18 protein-coding genes and 1 pseudogene are annotated in these 23,808 nt (G+C 70.0%); 10 read left to right on the forward strand and 9 right to left on the reverse strand.

What is annotated here, in order from left to right:
* Positions 1-557: 557 nt before the first annotated feature.
* Together OG598_RS04095 and OG598_RS04100 are read left to right on the forward strand one after the other, a co-directional pair.
* Positions 558-4,496: a Z1 domain-containing protein gene (locus OG598_RS04095; RefSeq protein ID WP_328653074.1), complete on the forward strand. Its 3,939-nt coding sequence runs from the start codon at positions 558-560 to the stop codon at positions 4,494-4,496.
* A 627-nt stretch (positions 4,497-5,123) separates the two neighbouring features.
* Entirely contained in the window at positions 5,124-6,281 is a 1,158-nt protein-coding gene (locus OG598_RS04100) for a cellulose binding domain-containing protein (protein ID WP_328653075.1), read from the forward strand.
* A gap of 424 nt (positions 6,282-6,705) precedes the next feature.
* Here OG598_RS04100 and OG598_RS04105 read toward each other — a convergent pair whose 3' ends face one another.
* Genes OG598_RS04105 through OG598_RS04115 form a run of 3 tightly spaced genes read right to left on the reverse strand, consistent with a single transcriptional unit; the run spans position 6,706 to position 9,473 of the window.
* Complete coding sequence (locus tag OG598_RS04105; RefSeq protein ID WP_328653076.1) at positions 6,706-7,524, reverse strand: S-methyl-5'-thioadenosine phosphorylase; 819 nt, start codon at positions 7,522-7,524, stop codon at positions 6,706-6,708.
* 40 nt (positions 7,525-7,564) lie between these two features.
* Positions 7,565-8,113 carry a hypothetical protein gene (locus OG598_RS04110; RefSeq protein WP_328653077.1) on the reverse strand — a complete coding sequence of 183 codons (549 nt, stop codon included), beginning with the start codon at positions 8,111-8,113 and terminating at the stop codon, positions 7,565-7,567.
* Entirely contained in the window at positions 8,106-9,473 is a 1,368-nt protein-coding gene (locus tag OG598_RS04115; protein ID WP_328653078.1) for a molybdopterin-dependent oxidoreductase, read from the reverse strand. The genes OG598_RS04110 and OG598_RS04115 overlap by 8 nt, the downstream gene beginning before the upstream one ends.
* Before the next feature lie 115 nt (positions 9,474-9,588).
* On the opposite strand from OG598_RS04115, the gene OG598_RS04120 reads away from it, so the two are divergent.
* Positions 9,589-10,650: an NAD-dependent epimerase/dehydratase family protein gene (locus OG598_RS04120; RefSeq protein ID WP_328653079.1), complete on the forward strand. Its 1,062-nt coding sequence runs from the start codon at positions 9,589-9,591 to the stop codon at positions 10,648-10,650.
* A 25-nt stretch (positions 10,651-10,675) separates the two neighbouring features.
* On the opposite strand, the gene OG598_RS04125 is transcribed toward OG598_RS04120, so the two are convergent.
* Positions 10,676-12,088 carry a hypothetical protein gene (locus tag OG598_RS04125; RefSeq protein WP_328653080.1) on the reverse strand — a complete coding sequence of 471 codons (1,413 nt, stop codon included), beginning with the start codon at positions 12,086-12,088 and terminating at the stop codon, positions 10,676-10,678.
* A 145-nt stretch (positions 12,089-12,233) separates the two neighbouring features.
* Here OG598_RS04125 and OG598_RS04130 point away from each other — a divergent pair, with 145 nt between their 5' ends.
* The 3 genes and pseudogenes from OG598_RS04130 (at position 12,234) to OG598_RS04140 (ending at position 14,406) form a co-directional block, all read left to right on the forward strand.
* Positions 12,234-12,908 (forward strand): glycosyltransferase family 2 protein, encoded by a 675-nt coding sequence (locus OG598_RS04130; protein WP_328653081.1) that lies wholly within the window; start codon positions 12,234-12,236, stop codon positions 12,906-12,908.
* Positions 12,905-13,552 (forward strand): annotated as a pseudogene (locus OG598_RS04135) (TIGR04282 family arsenosugar biosynthesis glycosyltransferase); the annotation flags it as partial. The gene OG598_RS04130 and the pseudogene OG598_RS04135, both read left to right, overlap by 4 nt.
* A gap of 161 nt (positions 13,553-13,713) precedes the next feature.
* On the forward strand, positions 13,714-14,406 hold the full coding sequence (locus OG598_RS04140; RefSeq protein WP_328653082.1) for a class I SAM-dependent methyltransferase: 693 nt from the start codon (positions 13,714-13,716) through the stop codon (positions 14,404-14,406).
* A 379-nt stretch (positions 14,407-14,785) separates the two neighbouring features.
* Here OG598_RS04140 and OG598_RS04145 read toward each other — a convergent pair whose 3' ends face one another.
* Entirely contained in the window at positions 14,786-15,598 is an 813-nt protein-coding gene (locus OG598_RS04145; protein WP_442931454.1) for a SigB/SigF/SigG family RNA polymerase sigma factor, read from the reverse strand.
* 238 nt (positions 15,599-15,836) lie between these two features.
* On the opposite strand from OG598_RS04145, the gene OG598_RS04150 reads away from it, so the two are divergent.
* Positions 15,837-16,169 (forward strand): type II toxin-antitoxin system Phd/YefM family antitoxin, encoded by a 333-nt coding sequence (locus tag OG598_RS04150; RefSeq protein WP_328653083.1) that lies wholly within the window; start codon positions 15,837-15,839, stop codon positions 16,167-16,169.
* Positions 16,166-17,512, forward strand: a complete 1,347-nt coding sequence (locus tag OG598_RS04155) for a PP2C family protein-serine/threonine phosphatase (RefSeq protein WP_328653084.1) — start codon at positions 16,166-16,168, stop codon at positions 17,510-17,512. Before OG598_RS04150 ends, OG598_RS04155 begins: the two co-directional genes overlap by 4 nt.
* A gap of 78 nt (positions 17,513-17,590) precedes the next feature.
* On the opposite strand, the gene OG598_RS04160 is transcribed toward OG598_RS04155, so the two are convergent.
* A complete protein-coding gene (locus OG598_RS04160; RefSeq protein WP_328655272.1) occupies positions 17,591-17,989 on the reverse strand; it encodes a Fic family protein in 399 nt (132 codons plus the stop codon).
* 18 nt (positions 17,990-18,007) lie between these two features.
* Positions 18,008-18,808, reverse strand: coding sequence for a helix-turn-helix transcriptional regulator (locus OG598_RS04165; protein ID WP_328653085.1), 801 nt, complete (start codon positions 18,806-18,808; stop codon positions 18,008-18,010).
* An 85-nt stretch (positions 18,809-18,893) separates the two neighbouring features.
* Here OG598_RS04165 and OG598_RS04170 point away from each other — a divergent pair, with 85 nt between their 5' ends.
* Complete coding sequence (locus OG598_RS04170) at positions 18,894-19,370, forward strand: VOC family protein (RefSeq protein ID WP_328653086.1); 477 nt, start codon at positions 18,894-18,896, stop codon at positions 19,368-19,370.
* 154 nt (positions 19,371-19,524) lie between these two features.
* Positions 19,525-22,221, forward strand: a complete 2,697-nt coding sequence (locus OG598_RS04175; protein ID WP_328653087.1) for an AAA family ATPase — start codon at positions 19,525-19,527, stop codon at positions 22,219-22,221.
* A 67-nt stretch (positions 22,222-22,288) separates the two neighbouring features.
* Here OG598_RS04175 and OG598_RS04180 read toward each other — a convergent pair whose 3' ends face one another.
* A complete protein-coding gene (locus OG598_RS04180) occupies positions 22,289-22,924 on the reverse strand; it encodes an SRPBCC family protein (RefSeq protein ID WP_328653088.1) in 636 nt (211 codons plus the stop codon).
* A complete protein-coding gene (locus OG598_RS04185) occupies positions 22,921-23,406 on the reverse strand; it encodes an SRPBCC family protein (RefSeq protein WP_328653089.1) in 486 nt (161 codons plus the stop codon). The genes OG598_RS04180 and OG598_RS04185 overlap by 4 nt, the downstream gene beginning before the upstream one ends.
* Between the last annotated feature and the right edge of the window lie 402 nt (positions 23,407-23,808).

The following is a 23,808-nucleotide window of genomic DNA, read 5'->3' on the forward strand; positions in this document are numbered from 1 at the left end:
AAGTTCACCAACGTGCAGAGCGGCTCTCGTGGCACCCGCCGATGTCCGATAGAGCGGCGGTGGCGGACGCCATCCAGCTTGACGGCTGCACACTTACGCAAGGTTATGGCGGTCAGGCTTGAACCAGCCCTAACCGTGCCGTAATATATGCGTATGCACACCCAGTTGGTGCGCACATGCTGCTTTTCGTAGTTCGAATCCCCCTCGGACACTTACAGTTATCCCACAGTGATCAGCGTTGAGCTTAGCCTTGAGGCTGATTTTGCTTAACCGAGGTTGTAGGTGAGGGTGACCGTAGCTCGTGGTAGACGTTGCTCCTCCTTACTGCGCGAGCCAGAAGGCCGCGCTGGAGTCTGACGCCATGCCCTGCGGATCACCCCCGCGTGCGCGGGGAGAGGGCCTGTCGCAATCGGTCAGAGCCGCAGCCGGTTGCCCAGGCACGCCGTAACCACCAGGATGGGTGGGTGCGTTGGTGGCTCCCCGGGATCGGGGCGTCCGGAGTCCTTCTGCTCGTCCTCTTCCTTACCCGGCAGGGCCGTAGCCAGGCGGACGAATGGATGAGCATCCTCGGTGGCTTGGCCGGGGTCGTCGGCACGGCTGTGCTGATCGGACAACTCGTCGTGCAGGCGCGCAGCCGACCGCAACGGAAGGTCCAGCGCGAGGTCCTGCGGCGGTGCGCGCTTCACTTGTCCGAGGGAGACCTGCCCCGTGTCTGCGACGTGCGTCCGGCGCATCTTGGGGTAAAGGCGGCTATCGGTTCCACCGGGCCGGCCGCCCGGAACGCCCTCCCTTACCTTGGGCGCGGGGCGGACCAGGAATTGGATTGGCTGGTGGCCGGTGGCGGCGTGGTGCTGGTGTATGGGCGCGCCGCAGCGGGAAAGACCCGCACCGCCTATGAGGCGATTAATCGCCTGCGGCCCGGGCATGGGCTGCTCGTACCGGAGTCCGGCCGGGCGCTCCGGGAGTTGGCCGACTCCGGGGAGGAACTGCGAAACGTCGTCGTCTGGCTCGACGACCTCGAGCGTTATCTGACGCCCCAGGGGCTCGACCGCAGGGTGCTGGAGCGGCTGTGTCCGCCGGGTCGCTCCGATGTCGTCGTCCTCGCCACGATGCGGGGCGAGGAGCTCGACCGGCTGCACCGGCGACCGGCCGACTCTGACAGCGCGCCGGCCGCCGAGGAGTTCTGGACTGGTGTCGGGGTGCTCGAACGCATCCCGGAGGACCGGCGCGTACGTATCGATCAATATTTGAGCCTGGCAGAGCAGCTGATTGCCCAGCGCAGTGACGACGACCGGATCGTGGCGGCGGCGAGGGCGGACGCCGGCTTCGCGGAGTACCTGGCCGCCGGCCCGCAGCTGATGCAGCGCTGGATGGCCGAGGGTGACCGGCGAGCGGACCTGGGCCAGGCTCTGATCAGCGCGGCGGTGGACTGCCGCCGCGCCGGATGGTCCGCGCCGATCCCCGAGGACCTGCTGAGCGCGGTCTTCCGGCTGTACCTGCCACCGGCCTTGCGGGAGCGCGGTGACCTGCCGCCGCCTGCGGTGGGACTGGCCTGGGCGAGTGAGCCGCTTCTCGGCGCGAGCTCCTGCCTCTGGCCCCGGGCCGGCGACGGATACCAGGTCGCCGATTATCTCGTGGACCGCACCGACGATGGGGAGGGCCGGCTTGCTAAGGCCATGGTCCCGCAGATTGTCTGGGACGCGCTGCTTGAGCGGGCCGGATCCGAGGCCCGCTTCCTGATCGGCGCCGCCGCGTACACCCGGGGCCAGCACGACGTCGCGGAGGCCGCGATGCGCCCGCTGGCCGACTCCGGGGATCCGCTCGCAATGTTCAACCTGGCAGTCCTGATCAGCCGCCGGACGGCCTGGAACGAGGCGATGGACTGGTACCGGCGCGCTGCGGACGCCGGCCACATCGCTGCAATGGTCAACCTCGGGATGATGCTTCGGGAGTCCGGCGACGACGTCGAGGCGGAGCAGTGGTACCGGCGGGCCGCCGATCAGGGACACGAGGCGGCGATGACGAACCTGGGTGTGATCCGGAAGATCGGCGGTGACCACGCCGGCGCGGCCTACTGGTACCGGCAGGCTGTAGCGGCCGGGGATACCGACGCGATGTACAACCTGGGCCTGCTGATGGAGGAGCGGCAGGAGCCCGAGTACGCTCGATTCTGGTACCAGCGTGCCTCCGACCAGGGTCATCTGCTGGCCGCCGAGCAGCTGCACGATCTGGCCGAGACTGAGGCCGTATCCGCCGAACTCGTGTCCGAGGCGGTGACCTTCGTGGACGACGAGTCGACAGCGCCGACCCGAATCGAGCCCGGACCCGCGTGGCGGCAGTGCCGAAACCATTTGATCGTCGGCGTCGGGTTCCCCCACGCCACGGTGTCCGCCGTCGAGGCGCAGTCGGCGGAGCTGATCGGCCGGATGCCTCCGGCGGGACCGTCAATGCCGTTCCGGGGCCTGGTGGTCGGCCACGTGGGCGCAGGCATGTCGGCCTGGCTGATCGCCACCATCGCGATGGCGCTGGACCAGGGCTACCGCCTCATCATCGTGCTGACCGGCCCTCTGAATGCCCAGGAACAGCAGACGCGGCACCGGATCGATCGGGCCCTCGGCGTCAAGGACGGATCGGGCTCGGTCCGAATCCTCGTCGTGAAGAAGAATGCGGCGGCGCTGCGACGACTGCTCGTCGAGCTTGAGAGCGAGGCGGTGTCCGGATGGCCGGCCCTGGTCATCGACGACGCGAGTGACGAGGCGACCGTCTCCGCGATGCCTCGCCTGGATTGGGAGTACACCGCGCGGGCCGAGGGCTCGATCGCAAGGCTGCTGCATCGGCTGCTGACGCAGCAACTACCTCGGGCAGCGTACGTCGGGTTCGGCAAGACCCTGTTCACGAACGCGCTGGTGGATCCGGATCATCCCGGGGGACTGTTCCCCCGGGACTTCGTGATGTGTCTTCCGCCGCCGGCCGGCTACGTCGGGCCCGAGATTCTGCGGGACCTCGACCCAAAATCGCTGACGTCCGCCGATCCGGCGGTTGTCTCGGAACGGCCGTCCCACGTTCGGCTCTTTGATGGGGACGAGCGGGACGAGTCGCTGCGGGCCGCTCTGGAACTGTGGCTCCTCACCGGAGCCGTCCGGCGGTATCGCGAGCGATCGGGGGCCGACCCGGTCAGGGATCACGTCCTGCTCGTTCATGGCCCGCGCCGGATCAACGAGCGCCGGTTGTTCGCGGAGCGCATCGATGCGCTTTGGCGCGAGGACGACGGCGACCGGACGGCAAGGCTGCGGCACCGGTACGAGACCGACATCCTTCCGGTCAGCCGGTCGATGGCTCCGGAGCTGCCGATGCCGCCGGACTTCGAGGGTCTGCAGGCCGATCTGGCCACCGCTCTCCGGCTGATCGGTGAGCAGCCGGTACTGGTCGACTTGGGCACCCATCACGAGCCGACGGACCGGCGTTCGGGATGGTGTGTTCTGGTGCTCTCCGGCGCCAGCCGGGCCACCGTGTCGAGCGGTAACGTGATCACGCACGCGTGGTACAACTCGGCTTCACTGGACCGGATGTCCCAGGCGGGACAGTCGCTGGGGTTTCGCGCGGCCTACCGAGATCTGATCCGCTTCGTGACGACGCCGGAACTGCACCGTCCCATGTTGGCAGCCTTTCGAGCGGAATTTGCCGCTCGGTACGGGCTTGCGACGTTCGGCCCTCTCCCGCCCCGCCGGTTGCCGCAGGCCCTGGTCACGCTGCGCCCCGATGTCCGTGTCCAGCGTCGGACTCGGGACTGGAATGCGTACCTGGTCGAGCGGCGATCCCCGGGACGCACGATCGAGCCAGTGGCTTATCCGGTCGATGGCGTGGCGGTCCGCCGAAATCTCCGGGCCTGGGAGCCGGTGCTGTGGACCCCGCGAACCAGGCAGCATTTCCGCACCGGGATTCTGGACGGCGAGTTTTCCGCCCTAGTCTCGGTCGTCGACCATCAGATGCTGATGTCCGTGCTGGGCGGGCTTACCTGGCTGGCGGAGGACGTCTTCCGGCCCCACCTGACCTGGTTGCGAAGCCTGACCGACGGGCAGCTCGCGCGGTGGGTGATCGTGTTTCCGCAGCGTCCAAGTCCGGACAGCGCCCGGACGATCCTAGGCGGCGGACCGTTCACGATCTCGGTCCGCCGGCGTACCGAGCCTGGCCCCTTCCGGGTCCTGTCCAGCGCGACGCACCGGGCGGCCGCGCGCCGGATCGCCGGCCTCTCATCGCCGATTGCCGACGAGGCCGCCGACGGGCTCGGCGGGCCGGCCACCGGCTGCCTCCTGGTCTACGCCGTGGCGGAGAGCGCACCCGCCGGCGTGGCTGGCGGACCCGCCGACGAGAAGACCACCACCCTGGCCTTCCACATGGTCACCCCGATGAGCACCGCGCCAGCCGACGGCGCGCTCAGCGCATGGGATGTCCGATCACCCAGCAACCCCTCGGCGGTGACGACCGAGGGCGCGTGACGGTCCATTTTCGGTCGGGTACGCAGCCCGCTCAAGATTCGAAATATGCCCTGGTAGCGGTTGGAGAGCGCTTCGTTCACACCGAAGAGGTCGCTGGTTCGATACCAGCATCGCCCACTCTCAGTTCCTGCAGGTCAGAAGCCCGTTGCCGGAGTCATCGGTAACGGGCTTTGCCGTATGTGCGGCTTACATTGGGAGCAGATTGGGAGCAGCGCGGCCGGTTCCCGGCTCGGACGGCCCATGGACCCGCCCGGCTGAATGACCTGATTCGCGGTCCCGAACGGGCCTGCTGGCTGGTTGAGGAGCTAGTCCTACCGCTACTGGCGCCCACCTCACGAGAGGGTGCCCCCGCGCTATGGCTCACGGGCTGACTGATGGCCGTCGGTCCGGTGATCCGCCCACTCGCCGGTCCACATTGCGAGGTCGCGTACCCAGCGCTCGGTGTTCTGCCGGGACTTGGCCGCCCACTTCGTTGCGTTCTTTGACGCGAAGTCGTCCAAGACTTGACGGTCAGTCGCGGTCCAGGCGGGAAGCTGCGCTATCCACTCTTCTGCCTGCTCGGCGCTGTGGCCGCTACCGATCAGCCATGGGCGGGCTGTCCGTTGTCCTGCCGGCGGCAGGACTGCCGTGCGTGCCTTGACAGGAAGGCGGAGCAGCAGGACAGTCGACGTATTCATTGACGTTCAACTATCTACGGCGAGGTGTGCCATGCGGAAGTCGCTGACTGCTGTGGCCGCCATCGCTGTTGCCATGGTCGCGATGATGGCCGCGATCTCACACGCCAGTGCGGCGAACGCGGCGGCCGGGTGTCGGGTGAACTACGTCGTCACCAGCCAGTGGACCGGTGGCTTCCACGCCGACATCGCGGTCACCAACTTGGGTGACCTAGTCAACGGGTGGACGCTGCGGTTCGCGTTCCCTGCAGTCGACCAGCGCCTCACGCAAACCTGGAGCGCCACCTGGGCCCAGGCGGGCCAGCAGGTCAGCGCGACCAATCTGGGCTGGAACGCGACCCTGGGAACCAATGGCTCCGCGAACATCGGCTTCGTTGGCGCCTGGTCGGGCAGCAACCCCATACCGGCGTCGTTCACGCTCAACGGCGTCACGTGCACCGGCGGCGTCCTGCCCAGCGTGACGCCAACCCGGACGACCACACCGCCGGTCGCTGACTACCCGGCGATCGTCACCTGGCTCAGCCCGACCGCCGGCGCGGTGTACACCACGCCGGGAACCGTCCCGCTGGCGGCGACCGCGACCGTGGGAGGCGGACACAGCATCACCTCGGTGTCGTTCCGGGTGGACGGCGTCACGGCGGCCCGGGGGGTGAGGACGACCGGTGACCGGTACGAAGCGCTGTGGACACCACCGATCGGGGAGCCCGGCACCAGCACCACCTTCGTGCTGTACGTCTCGGCCGGCACCGACCAGTCGCTGTCCGGCGCTGCGCCGCCGCTGCTGGTCACGGTAGTGACGCCGGCGTCCACCGGCACCAACCACCCGCCGGCGGTGGCGTTGAGCACCCCCGGCGGGCAGACCTACTTCCTCGAACCGACGACCGTCACGCTGGTCGCCGACGTCGCCGACACCGATCCCGGGGACCTCGTCACCCGGGTGGAGCTTTACCTCGGCGCAACCCGGCTGGCCGTTACGCCGACCAACAGCGGACAGCGCTACCAGTTCCAGACGGCCCTGTCGGCCGGCACGTCGTCCACCTTCACCGTGCGGGTCCACGACTCCCACGGCGGCCTCGGCATCTCGAACCCGCTGACCTTCACCATCCGTTAGCGCCTCGGCCCTCCGGTTAAGGGCTGACCAAGGAGTGGACCGGAAAGAAGAAGTGCCTTCTGATCAGGGTAGATGGGGCTTGTCGAGAGACCTATGCAACCCGTCACGAAAGGCATTTGCTCGGTGATGACCACCGCAACGCGTCCGAAGATCAGGGTAACCGGGGACGGGCGGGGCGTGGTCGGTCACGCTGGCGCTCGGCTGCTCGCCGACCTCATCGACCTCGCCCACACGCGCGGCGCAGAACCAGCCAACCCTCCACGGAGGAGTCTGTTCGTCGTGGCATATGGCGTCGCCATGACTGTCTACCTTGTTGACGATCCGCCCCTCATCACAGTGTTGTTGGCGTGCCACGACCGCATCCGCACCGGCCGCGCAGCAGGTCCGTTCGAACGGAGCTGATCCCGACCATCTCCACAGTGTGTCAGGGCAGCGTGATCGGGAGCGGCACGTCCTCGTGGCCCCGCCCGCAGGCGCAGGTGGACGGGTCGGGCAGCGCTGGAACCGCCTGGTAGAGCACCTCGCGTAGTCGCTCGACGTTCGCGGCGAAGATGCGCAGCACCTCTGCGTGGCTGACCGCATTGGCCGCGTCGACTCCGGCGTCGAGGTCGGTGACCAGGGCGATTGGGGTGTAGCACAGCTCGAGTTCACGGGCGAGGATCGCTTCTGGGTGCCCGGTCATGTTGATCAGCTGCCAGCCCTGGCGTGCGTACCACCGTGACTCCGCACGGGTGGAAAAGCGCGGTCCTTCCACGACCACCATCGTGGCGCCGACGACGGGTTCGACCCCGATCTCGCGGGCGGCGGCGGCGACCGTGGCGCGCCCGTTCGGGCAGTACGGATCGGCAAACGACGTGTGGACCGCACCGTCGTCGAAGTAGGTGCAGGCTCGTCCGTTGGTCCGGTCGACCATCTGGTCGGGGAGGACGAGCGTCCCGGGGGCCAGTTCCGTGGTGAGGGATCCGACGGCGCAGGGTGCGAGGATCTGGCGTACCCCGAGCGCACGCAGTGCCCAGAGGTTGGCCCGGTAGTTGATGCGGTGCGGGGGGAACCGGTGGTCGGAGCCGTGCCGCGGCAGGAACGCGACAGTGCGGCCATCGACGTGTCCGACGGTGACCGGGTCGGACGGGTGGCCGTACGGTGTGGAGACCTCGATCGTCGTGCCACCGTCCACCAATTGGTAGAGGCCACTGCCACCGATCACCCCCACGTCGGCCGGGGGCAGTTGCGCGGACCTCGTCATGCTCGTGCCTTCCTGGGGACAGCGACGGACAGTCACCCGTTCAACGCGCGGACCCGTCGACCCGTCGCCACCGGATTCGTCGCACGAGATACCAAACGCCACCGACCAGGAACAGCGTGGCGCTGATTGCCAGCCAGCGGGCCAGGTACGGATGCTGGTTCTGGCCGGTGGCGGCGAGATACGTCTCCCGGCCCTGCCGCAGGATGCCGGGGAGGTACACCAGGAACAGCAGCCCGGTGGCGAGGCCCGGCACCCGGATGTGGTTCAGGGGTGAGGGCCGCGATGGCGCCTGCCCGGCGCGGCCCCGCATCGAGTGGCGTGCAGCGGGCGACTGGCCATGCGTACCAGCGCGGCCGGGGCGCCCGAGTGCGCCGCGCAGCACCCGGTCGGCCGACGCGTAGATCGGAAAGAGGATGAGGTCGTGGGCGACGACCGCCCCGACGAACCAGAGCAGCATTCGGCCAGCCGTGGCCTCGTCGGCGATGCGGAGCGCGACCCAACCAGCGAGGGTGAAGCAGGCGATCATGACGAGCAGGTGCTGTGGGGACGATCCGTAGGCCGCTCGGAATCGGGGGAGGGGATCAGCCATCGGTGCCGGTCCGGAAGGTGATCTCGGTGACCCATTTCGTGCAGTGCACGCCGGGCAGGGCGGGGACGATCACCCGGGCGGGGAAGCCGTGGTCGGTCGAGAGGTCGGCACCGTTGACCCGCAGCGCGAGCAGGGAGTCGGCGTCGAGCACCTGGTTGGCCTGGAGGATCGCCTGGTTGAACAACCCGGCCTTCTCCAGTGACTTCACCTGCGCCGACGCCGGGTCGTTCATTCCGACCAGGGCGGCGAGGTCGCGCAGTCGTACGCCGGACCAGGTTTGTCGGGTCGACCACCCCTCCACGCAGGCGATCGGCAGGCGGGCGGTGTGCTGGCCCATGGCCAGCAGGCGGGGACGATCGAGGGTGACGAGGCGGCCGCCGCCCCGCACGGTCAAGCGCCACCGTTGCCCGGTCTCGTCCGCTTGGATGCCTGCCGCGGCGGCGGTGCGGTTGATGGGGAAGCCGTTCGGTCCGGTGCCGGGCTGACGTCCGCGGGGCAGCAGCAGGGCGGTGCGACGCCAGCCACCGTCGAGGGTCTGCCCGATCGTGAGGGCGCCGAGCAGCAGGGACAAGCCACCGACCAGGGCTATCGCGCCGCGCCGGCTCATCGTCGGCGCGCCCGGTGCGGTGGCCACCAGGTCATCCGGGTCGGGTGGCTCGGGCCGGGTCGCGGCCAGCGGGGTACGCAGCTCGGCTCGCAGCGGCGCGATCTGCCCTGGTCGACGTCGGTCCCGCAGGGCCGGCCGGGATCGGAGTGCGCTGATCATCCGCGGCAGTTTCAGCGTCACGTGTGCCACGAACGCGGCGATGAATACCCAGGCTCCGAAGTAGTGCGCGGTGTAGAAGTCGAAGCCGAACAGGTACGCGTACTGGATGTTGAGCAGGCCGGTCGCGATCTCGAAGAGGATGCCGCCGACCAGCAGCAGCAGGGACAGCCGCTCGAGCACCTGGGCCAGGGAGCGGGCTGGCGGCCAGCTGAAGAGTTTCGGGATCACCGACCAGAGCTTCGCCAGCACCACGGGGATCAGGATGATGCCGAGCGTCACGTGCAGCCCCTGGGTGACCCGGAACAGCCAGGACGGCCGTGTCGGCCAGTCGAACGGCGGTAGCCGTAACCAGCCCACCTCGCGGGGTAGGGCCTGGTCGAACTGGGGGCCGTAGGCGGCGTAGTCGAGCAGCCCGGTGATGATCACCAGGGGCAGCCCGGCGAGGAGCACGGCGCCGTAGACGGCGGTGAGCCACGGACCGCGCAGCGGGCTGCGCCACCGGTCGCCGGCCAGGCCGGGGATCGGTGGGGGGTGCCGTTCCAGGGCACGCCACCACCGCTGGGGGAAACCCGTCTGCCGGTCCGTCACACCCATACCCCGGGACGCTAGACGCGACGGGTCCGCAATTTGGTGGATACCGGGATACCGATCGCCTGGCAGGCGGGCGAACCGGCCCCGCCCCGGCGGAGTGCGGTCTACGGTCACCGGGATGCGGGTACTGCTCACCGGCGCGGCCGGTTTCATCGGATCGCAGATCGCCGACCTGCTCGTCGCCGAGAGCCACGAGCTGGTGGCGCTCGACGCGCTGCTGCCTCAGGCGCACGGCGGGGAACTCCCGGAGTGGTCCCGGCGGCACGACCCGGTGGTCGGTGACGTCCGGGACGCCCGCCTGCTGGACCGGCTTCTGGCCGGTGTGGACGCGGTGTGTCACCAGGCGGCAATGGTGGGGCATGGGCTGGATCCGTCCGACGCCCCCGACTACGTCAGCCACAACGACTACGGCACAGCGGTGCTGCTCGCCGCGATGCACCGGGCCGGTGTGACCCGGTTGGTGCTGGCCAGCTCGATGGTTGTCTATGGCGAGGGTCGATACGTCTGCGCGGCGCACGGCGCCGTGCGGCCCGCCTCCCGCAGCGTCGCCGACCTGGCCGCCGGCCGGTACGAGCCAACCTGCCCGGACTGCGGGGGCACCCTCTCACCAGCTCTGGTGTCCGAGGACGCGTTGCTCGAGCCGCGAAGCACGTACGCGGCCACCAAGCTTGCCCAGGAACACCTGGCCGCCGCGTGGGCGCGGCAGACCGGAGGACGTGTCTGGGCGCTGCGCTACCACAACGTCTACGGTCCCCGGATGCCCCGGGACACCCCGTACGCGGGCGTGGCGTCGATTTTTCGGTCCGCACTGGCGGCGGGCCTGCCGCCGAGGGTGCTGGAGGACGGCCGGCAGCGCCGCGACTTCGTCCACGTCACCGACGTCGCCCGGGCCAACCTGCTGGCGTTGACCGCCTCGCCACCGCGGGGCCTCGTGCCGGTCAACGTCTGCTCCGGCGAGCCGCACACGGTCGGTGAGCTGGCCGTCGCCCTCGCCGAGGCGATGGCCGGGCCGGCGCCGCTGATCGCCGGCGGCGGCCGGACGGCCGACGTCCGACACGTGGTCGCCGACCCCCGGCGGGCGGCGGAGCTGCTCGGCTACACCGCCCGGGTCGGGTTCGCCGAGGGCGTGGCCGCCTTCGCCACGGATCCGCTCCGGGAACCGGCCGCCCTCGCCGCCTGAGGCCGTCGCCCTGCCCGCCGGCGGATCAGGACACCGTCCAGAGCAGGTGGCTGACCGCGAGGGCGGTGACCACCTGCCCGGCCAGCCAGAGCCGTTGGGCGGGCGGTGGCAGGTGGGCGGCGGCCACCAGCAGCCAGACCACGAATGGTAGCCAGATCCGTTCCACCTCGGCCTTGCTCAGTCCGGACAGGTCAGCCGCGCCGACCGCCAGCGCGGCGGCCAGTGGCAGCAGCACCGTGGGCCCAGCTCCCCGCAGGGCGTCAAGCCAGGCGGTCACCGGAGGTCGGTCAGGCCCGCGCCATCGCATCGCAACGGTCCGCGCCGGACGGGCCGCCCCGAGCGCGGTCCGGCGTAGCGCGGGCCCGAGCACCGGGCCCGCAGAGAGCAGAAGCGCCGCCGCGTTCGCCCACACCCAGTAGCCGTACGGGCGATCCGCCGCCCAACCCTGGTGATACCGCTCCACCACCAGGTGGTAGCCGTCCAGCCACCAGAAACCGGCCACTGTGAACGCGGCCACCACCGTGCCGACCCCGGCCAGTGCCGCGAGCAATACCGGCCGTCGGTCCCGCGGCCGCAGCGCCACCACTGCCAGGGCCAGGACGCCGACCAGCACGAAGCCGTACGACAGGTAGAGGGCGAAGCCGAGCAACAGGCCCCCGATGGCGGCGGAAACCAGTCCACGAACCGCCAGCAGGGCCAGACCCGCCGCGACCACCCCGGTGAAGATGCCGTCGGCCGAGACTCCCACCCAGATCGCGCCGGGCAGCAGCACCAGGAACGGCAACACGCGGCGGGCTGCTTCCTCCGCACCGAGTGCCCGCAGCGTCACCGGCACCGACACGGTCGCCGTCGCCCCGACAAGCACGCAGGCCACTGCGGCGGCGGTGGGGCCGCCGAGGCCGATCCGGTCCAACCCGACGAATACCAGCAGCGCCCCCGGTGGATGGCCGGCGGTGTGGGTGGACCACGAGTCCGGCTGGAAGTCGAGGATCCGTGCGCTGAAGCCGGCCAGCATGGCCCTGACGTCGGTGACCCGGGGCACCTCGTGCAGGTATTCGGCCTGCGTAGTGAGTCGCCGGGTGAAACCGGCCGACCAGCCGTCCACCAGCGCCAACGACATCGTCCACGCGACTCCCGCAAGGTAGGCCGCGACCAGCAGCCGACCCCACCCGGCGGTGCGGGCCCACCGGACGCCCCAGCACAGCACCCCGGCGGCGACCAGCAGCGCGGCCGGGGTACCCCAACCCAGGTGCGGATGCCAGGTGGCGTAGAGCGGCGCGGCGTCGGCGTGCAGACCGACACCGCGCGCGTTGAGCAGCAGGCCCACCGCCACCGCAGCGGCGAGCAACGCCATCTCGACGCCGGGCACCACCAGGTCGGCGTCGGTGCGCCGGGCGGGCAGGTTCGGTCCCCGGCGCAGGGGCGCGAGCACTCTCATGACGACCGGACGGTACGGCCATCGCCGGCCCGATGATGCGGGAACGGGCAGGACATCACCGTTCGATAAGGGAGCGACGCTGACAAGGATGCTGATGGTCCGATTTCGTCTATCTCGGGTGGCTTGGCGTCCTAGCGTTTCCGGTATGCCATCACCGATCGACGTGGTACTGCCGTGTCTCGACGAAGCCGCGGCACTACCCGGCGTACTGACCGCCCTGCCACCCGGTTACCGGGCGATCGTGGTGGACAACGGCTCCCGGGACGGCTCACCGGAGGTCGCGGCCCGGCACGGCGCCCGGGTCGTCCACGAAGCGCGCCAGGGCTACGGCGCGGCCGTACACACCGGTCTGGAGGCGGCCGAGACCGCACTGGTCTGCGTGCTCGACGCCGACGGCTCCTTCGATCCCACCGAACTCCCGGCTCTTGTCGCCCCGGTGGCCAGCGGGTCGGCCGATCTGGTGGTCGGTCGTCGTCGGCCCGTCGCCGCCGGCGTCTGGCCGTGGCATGCCCGAGCCGGCACCGCGCTGGTCGCGGCGCTGCTGCGGCACCGGGGCATACCGCTGCGCGACCTCAGCCCGATCCGGGTGGCCCGCCGTGAAGCGCTGCTCGGCCTCGGAGTCACCGACCGCGCCTTCGGATACCCGTTGGAGCTGCTCATCCGCGCCGCGGCCGAGGGCTGGCGGATCCAGGAACTCGACGTGCGGTACTCGCACCGCGCCGCCGGCACCCGGTCGAAGGTCTCCGGCTCGGTACGCGGCACGCTCCGCGCGACCCGCGACTTCGCCGGAGTCCTGCGGACGGTGGAGCGAACGCGGTGACCGTCCTGCTGGTGATGGCGAAGGCACCCGTGCCAGGGGCGGTCAAGACCCGTCTCTGCCCACCGGCCAGCCACATTCAGGCGGCCCGGATCGCCGCCGCGGCACTGCTGGACAGTCTGGACACCGTACGCGCCACACCCGGCGTCACACCCGTCCTCGCCCTGCACGGTCGACTGGCCGACGCCGAAGAAGCCACCGAGCTGACCACCGCGATCGACGGCTGGCAGATCCTCCCGCAGCGCGGCACCGACCTCGGCAACCGTCTCGCCAACGCCCACGCCGACGTGGCGGACGCCTACCCGGGTCGGCCGGTACTCCAGATCGGCATGGACACGCCACAGCTGACCCCCGCGCAACTCGACGCGGCCGTCCACCGTCTCACCCTGACCGACGCCGTGCTCGGCCCCGCCATCGACGGCGGATGGTGGGCGCTGGGTCTGCACAACCCCCGACACGCCGCCGTCCTTACGGCCGTGCCGATGTCCACCGCACTGACCGGACACCACACCATCGCGGCCTTACGCGAGCGGGGCTTGCGCGTCGAACCCCTACCCCTACTTCAGGACGTCGACGAGTGGGCCGACGCGCTGGCGGTGGCCGCGTCGACTCCCGGCGATGCGTCGTCGTGGTCGATCGACGTGATTGCCGACGGTCGTCCTGGGCGGGCCGCAGCAGTCATGCCAGGGCAGTCCGGGGGCGAAGACGCGGCCCACCCGGAGGCCCGCCCGGCGCGGCACGGTACCGGCAGCCGCTTCGCGCGCCAGGTCGCGGCGGTCCAGCGCAGCCTGACGCCCGGGATCCCACGATGAGCCGTAGCCTACGGGACAGACCGACCGAGGCCTTCGGCAGCGCGCTGCGGCGCCGCACCGACGACCACTGGCTGGTGCACGGCGACAACGGTTGGCGCAGCCGCCTGCCGGTCCGCCGGTGGCACGGCCCCGCCGAACCGGCGGTTGCCGCACTCGTCGCCCGGTGCACCGGCCCGACCCTCGACCTGGGCTGCGGTCCAGGCCGGCTCACACTGGCCCTCACCCGCGCCGGGCTGACGGCGGTCGGCGTCGACATCTCCGCGCAAGCGGTCCGCCTGACCCGGGCCCGAGGCGCGATCGCCCTCCAGCGGGACGTCTTCGCCCCGCTGCCCGCAGAGGGACGCTGGGCGCACGTGCTACTGATCGACGGAAACATCGGCATCGGCGGTGACCCCACCACCCTGCTCGGCCGGTGCCACGACCTGCTGCGCCCCGGCGGCACCGTGCTCGTCGAACTCGAAGCACCAGGTCCGGGATTGTGGCGCGGTCAGGCCCAACTGGCCATCCATGCCGCCGGCGGTAGTTCGCGCCTCGGGCCGCCGTTTCGGTGGGCCCGGCTCGACACCATGGCGGTCACCGGGGTGGCCGCTGCCGCCGGGCTCACTGTCCGCGAGGTGTTCCGCCGCGATCGTCGCTGGTTCGGCGAGTTGGACACGGACAGCTCCGGTGTGGTCAACCCGACGAAGTAGGGTCGGTGCCAGCGAACATCTGCTCGGGGGTCCGTTGGTCGGGTGTGAAAGGCAGGCCCAGTAGTGGTGGGGTGGGCCTGCAGACCGGGTGGGAAGGATGTGACTCAGCAAAGCCTCGGCCAGTGATCACTGCGGCCCGCGGAGCACCATGCCCACCCGGCCTGGCTACTGCCCTAGGAGCAGGGCGAGATCGTGGACCACGTGCCCGTTGAAGACGCCTGTCGTCTGGGCTGCGCCGGTGAGGAGGTCGACCCGGTACGCGCCTGTGGAGTCCGGGTGCTGTCAGTAGGAGCAAACTCGGCCCTGGGAACTGGCCTCATGACGGGCTGCGTGCCTCCTGCCGCGAACGTGCGGCTGGACTTCGCAGTAGGTCGGGCGATCAGTAGGTGACGTCGGCCAGGTGCGCGCGTAGCTTGACGAGCGCGCGGGCCAGCAGGCGCGAGACGTGCATCTGCGAGACGCCGATCTGGTCGGCGATCTCGCTCTGGGTCTGGTTGCCGTAGAAGCGCAGGGTGAGGATCTTCTGCTCGCGCTCGTCGAGTGTGGCCAGCGCGGGGCCGAGGGCCACTCGCAGCTCGGCGTGGGCGAACTCGGCGTCTTCGCCGCCCAGCATCTCGCCCAGTTCGGTGCCGCGTTCGCCGTCGCCGACAGGGGTGGACAGCGACACGGCGTTGTACGCGCGTGCGCCTTCGAGGCCTTCGAGGACTTCTTCCTCGGTGAGCTTGAGGTGCGCGGCGATGTCGGCGACCGTCGGCGAACGGCCCAGCGTTTGCAGCAGGGCGCTGTTGGCGTCGGAGATGGCCAGGCGCAATTCCTGCAGGCGGCGGGGCACGCGGATGTCCCAGGTGCGGTCCCGGAAGTGGCGCTTGATTTCCCCGACGATGGTGGGGATCGCGTAGCCGGCGAAGTCGACCCCACGGGAGGGGTCGAACTTGTCCACTGCCTTGATCAGGCCCATCGCCGCGGTCTGCGTCAGGTCTCCGGTGGGTTCGCCGCGCCCGGTGTAGCGTCGGGCGAGGTGGTTGGCCAGCGGCAGCCACGCCTCGATCGCGCGGTCCCGCAGCGCGGCCCGTGACGGGTGACCGGCGGGCATCGCCGCCATCGCGAGGAGCAACGTCGTGGCGGTCGAGTCGGTCGAGGCCTCGTCGGTGCGGGTGCTCGTCGGCGCGGGCCGGTCAGTGGTGATGGTCATGCTGGTTCCTCCGCATCGCACCGGCCGCGCTCCGCCTGTCCGGCGCCAACCGTCTGAGCAGAGGCTAGACGAAAGGTCACCAGAAACCTAGCCGAAAGGTTGAGGTGGCACAGCTCAGTCGCTCGGTCTACTCCCGAGCCAGGTCAGGCAACTCCCGACGACACCGGTGACGGACCGCTCACCGGCAGAGCCGATCGGCCGCTTCCACCAGCGGCGGCGGTGTGGTCACAATGACCCCATGCCGGAAGCTGATCATGCCGACGTGGCGTGGGTGCCGCACGTGCCGCTGCGTGAGGCGAAGGCCAGCTTTTCGGAACTCGTTGCCCGCGCCGACCTTCTGGGTGAAGTCACGGTGCTGACCAAGCACGGCCGGCCGGCGGCAGTGATCGCTCCTACTCACGTCGGCGGCCATCAGGCGTTGTTGGCCGAGCTGTGGGCCCTGCTGGATCGGCTCAGCCCACCAGGGGAGGACCCGCACGTCGATGATGTCCGCTCACGACAGCGGCGCGACCGTCCGTTGTCCGCACCGTTGGTCAGTCCCGTCGCCGCGGTGAATCAGGCAGGCCGGTGACCCAGTCGACGCAGGACCGTACCCACATCCTCGATCCGGCCCGCATCTCCGCGGTGTATCGCACCGGGCTGCTGGACACTGGGCCGGATGTGGCGTTCGACCGGCTGACGGGTCTGGCGGCCACGCTGCTGGGCACCCCATTCGCGTTCGTGACGTTGGTCGACGAGACCCGGTCTTTCTGGAAGAGCTGCATCGGCGTCAGCAGCACCGACCTCGCCGACCGGCAGAACACCGTGCAGCAGTCGTTCTGCCGATACGTCATCGAGGCCGACGCCGAGCTGATCGTCGACGACGCCCGCGTGGATCCGCGGACCGCGGACAACCCTTCCATCGAGCTGATGGGCGTCGCCGCGTGGGCGGGCTTCCCGGTGCGCTCGCCGGACGGTCACGTGCTGGGCACGTTCTGCGCCGTCGACACCTCGACACGGCACTGGACTCCCCACGACATTGAGGTCCTCAAGACGCTTGCGCTGGCGGCAGCCGGCGAGATCGCACTGCGAGAGGCCGTCGAGGACGCCGAAACGGCGACCATCCAGGCGCAGGCCGCCACGACCCGGGCCAACGAAGCGACCGCCGACGCGCGCGCCGCCGCCAACCAGGCGCAACAACTGGCCGACACGCTGCAGGAAAGCCTGCTGCCCCCACACCTGCCACAGGTGCCCGGCGTCGAGATCGCCGTCCGCTATCGACGCGGCGCCGGCGGCACCGCCGAAGTCCTCGGTGACTTCTACGACGTCTTCCCATCGGCACGCGACACCTGGGCCGTCGTCGTGGGCGACGTGTGCGGCAAGGGTCCACAAGCGGCCAAGACCACCGCACTGGCCCGCTACACCCTGCGCGCGACAGCGGGTCGCTTCATCACCCCGAGCCGCAACCTCGCCACCCTCAACACCACCCTTCGTGCCTGGCAGACCAAGGATCCTCGTTTCCTCACCGCCGCCTATGCCACCCTGCGCCTGCACCCCGAGGGCATCAGCGCCCAGATCAGCTGCGCCGGACACGAACCCGCCCTGATCCGCCGCGCCGACGGCCGCGTGGAACCCTTCGGCCATCACGGCGTGGCCATCGGCCTCATCGACCACCCCGTCCTACGGGACAAACGCACCGTGTTACGCCCCGGTGACAGCCTCATCCTCTACACCGACGGTGTCACCGAAGGCCGCCGCGCGGACAGCCGCGACCTGTTCGGCGTCGAGCGACTATACGAACTCCTCGCTCACCACAAGGCGACCTCCGCCGGTCAGCTCGTCGACGCGATCGACAACGCCGTCACCACCTTCACCGCCGGTCACGTTCACGACGACACCGTCATCCTCGTCATCCACCTACCCGCCACCAGATAGGAACTCCGTACCCCGGCCGCTCGGACGCTGAGGCGCCTACTGCCCACAACGGACGCAGGCTGTGGTCGCTCATCTAGTTCATGAACGCGGCCAGCTGTGCCGGCGGTCCCTACCGCCATCGTGGGTAGCGGTGTCGTTGTCGGACTGCCAGGTTGGGCCGCCTACCTCGCCGAGCGCGTCGTAGTAGGCGTAGGTGTTCCGGCCGACGCCGAGCCACTCTTCATTGGAGGAGAACTCCGGGGCGAGGACGCCGTCGCGGGCGAGTACGAGGGTGTGCAGGCAGCGCGACATTCGGCCGTTTCCGTCCCGCCAGGAGTGGATCTTGACCAGGTTCAGGTGAGCCATTGAGGTTCGGACGAGCAGTGGTGTTTCTGGTTCGCCGTCGGCCAGCCAGTCGATCAGTCGGCGGTCAAGGGCGGGACGTCGTCGGCGTCCGGTGTAGACGCTACGGCCGGTGTGCGCCTCGTCGATATGGATGTCTCCTGGACGGTAGCGTCAACCCAGTCGATCCAGCTTCTCTCGAGCGGCAGTGTCGGGCCGAGGCGTGAGGACCACGAGGCGCAGGTCGGTGTTTTGGGTGGTCAGGACGTTGGCGTCCAGCGGGATGGCGCCCACGTCCGGGTGTACGGCGGTCTTGTGCGCGCTCTCGTGATGGGCCACCGCGCGGAGGGCCCAGAGGTGGCAGAACCTGTCGTTCCCGGCCATCCGCGAGATCAGTGCCGCCACGTCGGGGTCGTTTGGATAGCGGGCGCTGGTGGCGCGCAGGTCGGCCACCAACGACTGCTCGAAGTAGACGCGCTCGGTGTCGGTCTGGCGGACTCGGGGGTTTCGGGATTCGAACTGGACGATCAAGGCGTTGCGATCGTCGGGGAGGGCGCCGGCGGGGTCGCCGAAGACGGCTGCGAACAGCCGGTTCCAGTGCAGCAGCCGCCACACGGCGTCGTAGACGGCTACCGGGGTGTCGTCGAGGTGGTCGATGACGCGGTGCAGGCTGGTGGGGATCAGGTGGGGTATCCGGTCCGGGGCCGCGGCGAAGCCGGCAAGGCGCATCAGGTGCGCCTCCTCGTCGTCGGAGAGTCGTAGCGCGCGGGCCAGGGAGGTGCACACCTGCGCCGATGGTGTGGCGGCCCGGCCCTGCTCGAGGCGTGCCACGTATTCGGGGGAGATGCCGGCCAGTGCTGCCAACTCACCGCGCCGTAGCCCGGCGACGCGGCGAGGTGATGCGTTCGTGAGACCGACAGCGGCCGGGTCCGTGCGATCCCGCCAGGCCCGCAGTGCGGCTCCGAGGTCATTCATGAACCCCATGATCCGCCATCGCTGGGTGGTACCAGCGGTACGCGGAAGATCTGTGTCTTCCACAGTGGTGGCTCGGCCCTTCAGGATGGGGATCATGAGCAGAGTGACCAGGATGAATCACATCGGAGTGCCGGTCAGCGATTTGGCGCGGTCGGTGAGGTGGTACGAGGACGTCCTCGGCATCGCGCCGAACGGCGTGACGATCGCGGCGACGAACCCGGCGATCGGTGCGGTTGTCGAGGTCGAGAACGCGTCGATGCGGGCATCGTTCGCGCTGGCCGGTGACAACGTCCTTTTGGAACTCATCCAGTACGACAGCCCGCAGCCGAGGCCCTTCACCGGGCGCAACTGTGACGTTGGGGTGATGCACCTGTGTTTTGAGGTCGACGACCTCGACGCGGCGCACCGCGACCTGGTGGAGCGGGGCGTGCACGTCAACGCCGATCCGGTCGTGCTTCAGGACGGCGATGGCGTCGAAGCGGGGGCGCTGGCCGGGACGAAGATCCTCTACCTACGTGACCCCGACGGCATTCAGCTGGAACTGTTCGAGTTGCCCTCGTAGGAGAGCCAACTCCGCACCCGGCGGCCGCACCCGGTGGGCTGTCGACCCGATCGGTGCACTGCTGTGGATACCATCGTTCGGGCCGCTACCGACACCACCGTGGGCACCGCACCGACCCCCACCACCATTCGTCCGGTGTGACATGCAGAAGTTGATGACAGACAACGCTTCCGGATCTTTCGTCGCTCGAGAGGCGGAGCTGGGCGAGATTGCCTCGGTGACGGCAGCCACGGCGCGGGGCCGTGGCGGGGCGATGCTCGTTCTCGGTGACGCGGGGATCGGCAAGTCGACGCTCATCGGTGAGACCGCTTCGCGGCTCGACGGATGGCAGGTGCTGCGGGCCGGTGGTGTCGAGTTCGAGAGCGAACTGCCCTACTCGGCCCTGCACCAGTTGTGCGCGCCCGTGCTCGACCACAGCGCTGGGCTCCCCGTACCGCAGCGGAGCGCGCTCGACGCGGTGTTCGGGCTGCACGCCGGGGTCAGGCCGACCCCGATGCTTGTCGGGCTGGCCGTCCTGGGCCTGCTGAGTGCCGTAGGCCGGCGCAGGCCGGTGTTCTGCGCGGTCGACGACGTGCAGTGGATCGACGCCGGCTCGCGGCTGGTACTGGCCTTCGTCGCGGCACGCGTGGCGGTGGAGCGGGTCGCCATGGTGTTCGCTGCCCGCGACGCCGACTCGGTGTCGGAGCTCGGTCGCCTACCCGCCCTCACTCTCACCGGGCTCTCCGATTCGGAAGCCCTCACCCTGCTGCGGTATCGGGCACCCTTCGGCCACGAGGCAGCGATCGTGCAACGGATCCTCGCCGAAGCAGCCGGCAACCCTCTTGCCCTGGTGGAGTTCGCCCGCGACGCCGGACCGTTCGGGCTACCCAGGGACGCCGGGCACCGCGCCGTGGAGCACCGGTTCGTGAGTCGGTTCCTGCGGCTGCCGGCACTCACGCGCTCGGTTCTGGCGCTGGCCGCGGCGGAGCCGACGGGTGACCTCGTTCTGCTGCGGCGTGCGATGGCGATCCAGGGGTTGGACGCGGTGGACCTGACCGCGGCCGAGGACAGCGGCCTGTTGGTGACCGGGCCCCGGGTGCACTTCCGGCATCCGTTGGCGCGTTCCGCGGTGTACCGGTCGACTGGCGCCGGGGTGCGACGGCAGGCACACGCGGCGCTCGCCGCCGGTACCGACGTCGACGTGGATCCCGACCGTCGCGCCTGGCACCAGGCGAACGCGATCACCGGCCCGGATGAGGAGACCGCGGCCGAGCTGGAGCGTTCGGCCGGGCGGGCACAGCGCCGCGGTGGATTCGCGGCCGTGGCCGCGTTCCTCGAGCGCGCGGCTCGACTGACACCCGGCCGGTCGCGGCAGGCCCGCCGGCTGTTGGCCGCAGCCCGGGCGCGGTTGGGTTCGGGGGCGGCTTCTGCCGCCCGGGAGTTGGTGGACGAGGCCGAGCGTCTCCAGCCGGACCTCGTCGACCGCCGCGCCGCGCGACTGCTGCGCGCGACGATCGACTATCACGTGGCGCGCAGTATCCCGGCGACGATCGCGCTCATCGAGGCGGCCGACGGCGTGGGGCCCGACGAGGTCCGCGAGACCTATCTGGAGGCGTTCGCATCGCTCATGTTCAGCGTCGACGAGCCGGGGAGGTTGCGGCGGCTCGCCCTGCACATCCGGGAACGGGTGCCCCAGCGTCAGCCGCCACGCCCGGTCGACCTGCTGCTGCAGGCGTTGGTCGAGCAGAACCTCCGCCCGGTGGACGAGGCGATGCCCCTGATGCGCCGCACGGTCGACGCCTTCCGGGACCACGCCCGTACGTCCGACGCGGATCCGTGGTGGATGGAACGCGCCTGCGTGCTGAGCGTCGACCTTGGTGACAGCGACGCCATGGAGGAGATCGCCGACCGTCAGGTGGATCTCGCCCGGACACAGGGCGCCTACGCGATCCTTCCCCATGCGTTGCGCTTCCAGGCGGCAGCCCGGACGATCGTGGGCCGCTTCGCCGACGCGCACGTCTGCATCATCGAGGCCCGTGCGGTCGACGAGGCCGCCGGGACGTCCAACCTCGTCGGGTCCGACCTGATGCTTGCCGCATGGAGCGGGGATGTCGACCGGTTCCGCGAGATCCGGGAGAAGCTGCGCGGCTGGGTGGGGGTGAATTTCACCGCGCTGCACTACGCGGAGAGCGTGCTGTGCAACGGCAGCGGCGACCATCAGGCCGCGCTCGACGCGTTGCTGCTCGTGCGGGACCAGCACCGGCGCGGCGCGTACGCCGTCACCGCCTTCCACAACGAGCTGGTCGAGGCAGCCGCGTACCTCGGACGTCCCGAAGAAGCCAAGGAATCGGCTGACTGGATCGGGGATGTCGCACGGGTCAACCCGAACGCGTGGACGACGGGCGCGCATCTGCTGGCGTGCGCGCTGCTCGACCCGGGGCTCGGCGCGCAGGACCACTACCGCGCCGCGATCAGCCGGTTCGCCGGGAGCAGGATGCGGGTCCACTACGCGCGTGCCCGACTGCTCTACGGACAGTGGCTGCGACGGGTCGGCCGTCGCGCCGAGGCGCGGGTGGAACTGCGCGCCGCGCACGAACTGCTCTCCACCATCGGCGCGCGCGGGTTCGCCGGCCGCGCCGCCCGCGAACTGGAGGCCATCGGCGAGCCGACCCTGGCCGACGACGCCGATCCGCTCGCGGGGCTGACCGCCCGCGAACTACTCGTCGCCCGCAAGGTCGCCTCCGGCGCGGGCACCAAGGAGGTCGCCGCACTGCTGTTCGTCAGCCCGCGAACGATCGACGCCCACCTGCGCAACCTCTACCGCAAGCTGGGCATCACCTCACGCCGGCAGCTGCGAGAACTACTCCGCTGACGGCGCCGGGCCCACCGAGCGACGAAAGGGCCCCGCCGGTACGAGACCCGCGGGGCCCTTGGTCACGTCAGCGTCGGGCCCGATCACACTCCCGTTCGGCACGCGTCTTCAGCTCCGTCAACCACGTCTCCAGGCCCGCCCCGAGAGCCACGGTGGAGAAATCGACGTCCTGCTCCACCTGGTCACCGCGCCATGTCTCCTCGGTACGCACGAGAACCCGGCCGCCGATCTCGGTGAACGTCCACACGTGCACCCCCTCGTCGATGCGCAGCCCCGCACCGATCGCCGGGCCGTCCCACCGAAGACACCTCTGGTGCTGAAGCTGCCGGACGGTGGACGTGACGACGAGGGTCGTGGCGGGATTCAGCGCGGTCTCGAGGACCGGTGTCGTCCATCGGAACGACGAACCGGGACGCAGTGGGCCACGATCGAGCCGCTTGCTGGATGAAACGGGTGTCTGCCACGACGGCCAGCGTTCCACGTCGGTCTGCAACTTCCAGACGGTCCGTAGCGGAGCGTCGATCGTCGTCTCCGTCCGATAGCGAATCTTGGCCTCGGTGTCGACGGTCCGTCCCGCACAGCGCACCGTCGCGCGGTCGGAGCCGACATCACGCCCGACCTCGGCCCGAGCCGGCGCACCTGCGGCGCCCACGAGGCCGGCCACAACCACTGCCGTCGCGACGGCAAACACACGATTCTTCACGACGCGGTCACCGCCTCGGCGGCACCCTTGAGTCGTTGCAGCCACCTGGCGAGGGTCGTGTCGAGGCCCTCCTGGAACGGCGCGGGGTCGGCATCGACAGGCGGGCCCGCGAAGGACTCCTCGGTCGACACCTCCACACCGTCGCCGGCCGGAGTGAGCGCCCAGACGTGGACACCGAGGACCCCGTCCGGTCCGTCACCGTATCCCCGCCACACGAGGCGTTCCCGCGGCCGTACCTGAACGATCGTCGACTCGATCTCCATGCCCGCGGCCGACCAGCGGAACACGGAGCCCGGGCCGAGCGGACCGGGTGTTTCCACCCGTGCGTACGGGATTTCTGGCAGCCAGGTCGTCCATGCGTCGATGTCGGTGAGGATCCGCCACACGGCTTCCGCGGACGCGGTCACCGTGACGCTGTGGCGGCTGACCACCGGGGCCGACACGTCAATGCCGGCCTCGTCGGTGTCCGTAATGTTCTCCATCGTGAAGCCTCTCTGCGGTCACTGACCATCGGATCGCCGGGCATGAGCGAGCCGCTGGATCCACACCCGGTAGACGCGATCGTGCCAAGACGGCAACCGCTGCACATCGGCAAGAATTACCTAGTTCGCGGTACGTGCGCCGGCCACGGTGAAGATCCTTACCTCCGTGCCTGCTAAGGGCTCAGCCCGACAGGTTCTCGTCGAGTCGCAGCGGTGCCGCTAGGGACCGTCTCGGGACTCCTTGCCGATGCTCGGCTTCGGTACGAATGGCACCTGGGTTGTCTTCGCGGTGCCTCTCGCGCACTCCGCCGTCGCGACGCCGTTCCGTCCACCCTCGTGAGGGGGACGGGAGCATGGCCGAGCAGTGGACGTGCAGGCGCAGCGGAGGCATATCTGTGTACG

Origin of the sequence: Micromonospora sp. NBC_00330, from assembly GCF_036136635.1 — a bacterium.
GTDB classification, from domain to species: domain Bacteria; phylum Actinomycetota; class Actinomycetes; order Mycobacteriales; family Micromonosporaceae; genus Micromonospora; species Micromonospora salmantinae.